Source organism: Streptomyces exfoliatus, from assembly GCF_000725545.1.
GTDB lineage: Bacteria > Actinomycetota > Actinomycetes > Streptomycetales > Streptomycetaceae > Streptomyces > Streptomyces exfoliatus.
Window position 1 is genome coordinate 1 of record NZ_JNZP01000077.1, and the last position, 2396, is coordinate 2396.

The following is a 2396-nucleotide window of genomic DNA, read 5'->3' on the forward strand; positions in this document are numbered from 1 at the left end:
GGGTTCTGGCACGGATCTTGGGGAGCCGTCGCGGAGAGTCATCGTGGCGTTCGATAATGAGCTCCACACCTACAGTTCTGCTTCACTGAACTTTGACGGTGCTGGCGTCCAGGGCGTGGACCTGCGCTGGGTCGAGGTGGAGTTCGTACGCGGTGTAACACTCGCTGATCTCTGTTCCTACCGCAGCGCCACATGGACACAGCCGGTTCAGGCCGCTCTGCCCATGCCAGCCGCAGCAGCCCGTGTGGTCTCCCTCAAGGTCGGGCAGCAAGTGAGGTGCGTCGTCGGGATGGAGGACGATCGTGTTTCGGGGACCTGCGGAAGTCAGGAACCCCTCTCCGTCCGGATCGCCGACACAAGGCCCGCCGGGAAACACTGCGACGGGTTCGTCGGTCGTTAGGAACGGGGCTCCCCAAGGCTCGGGCTCCAAGGCATAGAGCCCCGCATGCATCGTGGCCGGGGCCCGGCGGTACCGGTCGGGTCCGATTCGCCCGTCGAACTCTGGCCTGACCAGGGTCTCGGACAGCTGCACAGCCCTGGTCAGAGGGCGGGCGCAGGCGGCACACACGAAAGTGATCACACGAAGTTCTAGCCCGCCGAAGCCCCATCGGCAAGAGCCTGCTTCCGGGCTACTGCAGCAGGATCATCTTTCGAAGGAGGTGGAAGCCAGCTCGTCCGTAGAGCTGTCTCTTGATCTTTTTGATGCGGTTCACGGCGCCTTCGATGCTGCCGGAGCTCCAGCTCAGGGTGAGGCCGGCGGTCACGGCGTCGAGGTCTCGACGCAGGTGCAGTGCGAAGCCGGTGAGCCCGGGCAGTTGGCTGGCGTCGACCGTGTCGATCCAGGTGGGGAGCGTGGTGCCGAGGCGGCCGGTGAGTATCTCGCCGAAGTCGCGGACGTGTCTGGCAGCCGTGTCCAGTTCGGGACAGCGGGTCAGGACGTCCTTGAGGCCGAAGCGGTCTTCCTCGCTCAGGGCGGCGGGGTGGCGGGTGAGCCAGCCCGTCACTTGTCGTACCGTCGGCGGCCGCGGCGGTGCTGCGGAGGGAGCCCGGCGCAAGGTCGCGATGTGCGCGCGGACCATGCCATAGGTGACGGGAGCCTGCTCGGCGACCAGCTCGCCGTGGAGCCGGGTGACGCTGGTGCATCCCTCGGCGAATCGGCGTTCCAGGTAGGGCTTGTAGGGGTCCAGCCTGCTGCTTCGGGACCGGTTCTCACGGATGGTGTCCTGCCAGCGTGCGGCGTTCGCGTACCGGAGGACGGTGTTCAGGCCCCAGCCCAGGTGCCGGGCGATCGCCCGACGTGAGTGCCCCTGGGCGAGCATCTCGTGGACCAGGGCGTGTGCGGCCTTCTTGCGCTCGGCCCGCCGGCCGACGGGATCTGAGTCGTCCTGTGGCCGACCGGAAGCTGGTCGGGTGTCCTGCGGCAGCAGGCCGCTGGGCGTCGGGTTGCGCAGGCAGTCGCGATGGGCGGCGACGCAGGTCTCCACGGCCCGGCCGAGTCCCTGCCACAGATGGAACCGGTCCGCGACCTGCAGAGCGCCGGGGGCACCGCGCCGAGCGCCTTCGGCGTAGGCGCCCGCCCGGTCCCGGCAGATGATCTCCACGCCGGGATGGCGGACCAGCCAGGCGGCCAGCGGGCCGGCTTCACGGGTCTGAAGCACATCGACCACGCGACGATCTTCGACGCTGGTCAAGACGGTGGAGTAGGTCTGGCCGCGACGGATCGCGAAGTCGTCCACGCCCAGCACCCGCGGCGTGCTGAACCGCGGATCGGGCAATGCCATGACCCTGCGTAACAAGGTCATCCGTCCCGCGCCGAAGCCCAGCTGGGCCGCCAGCCGAGCGCCGGCCCGCCCGGCCAGGGCGAGCCCCACCCGTTCCAGAGCGTGGTTGAGCCGCGTGGTGAACCGTGCGTGCGGGGCGGCCAGTCGGGCGAACGGCTCGGCGAACGTCCGGCGCGGGCAGTCCGCCGACCCGCAGATGAAGCGCCGGACCGTCAGCCGGATCACAAAGCCCTGGTCAGCCAGAGGAAGGTCCCTCAGCCTGCGCTGGTAACGGTCGTGGACTCGGCCCGAGAATCGGCCGCAGCCCGGACACGTCGCCCCGGCCGCGCGGCCTCTCGCCACCACCTCGACCGTGCCGAACGCGGCTGTAACCGCCTCGACGTCCACCTCGTCGATCCCGTCGAACACCAGCGAGTCCCAGAATGGTGCGTCGGTCTGCATGACCAGCACCATCGCCGTCCACAGACGGCCAGAGGGCGAACGGAATGCACCTGAGGGAGCGTCACTTCCGGATGTCAGGCACCAAGGCGTACGCCGTCTCGCACGAGCCAGTCACTCGCAATCGAACACCGAGGTAACGCTCCGCGACGGCTCCCCAAGATCTGTGCCAGAACC

At 68.6% G+C, this 2396-nt stretch carries 2 protein-coding genes; one reads left to right on the forward strand and one right to left on the reverse strand.

Annotated elements, in window-relative coordinates; all coding sequences use genetic code 11:
• Positions 1–400, forward strand: a 400-nt coding sequence (locus IO20_RS41090) for a hypothetical protein (RefSeq protein WP_211270466.1), incomplete at its 5' end; no start/stop codon positions are given.
• A 229-nt stretch (positions 401–629) separates the two neighbouring features.
• On the opposite strand, the gene IO20_RS0134100 is transcribed toward IO20_RS41090, so the two are convergent.
• Positions 630–2222 carry an ISL3 family transposase gene (locus tag IO20_RS0134100; protein ID WP_030557169.1) on the reverse strand — a complete coding sequence of 531 codons (1593 nt, stop codon included), beginning with the start codon at positions 2220–2222 and terminating at the stop codon, positions 630–632.
• Between the last annotated feature and the right edge of the window lie 174 nt (positions 2223–2396).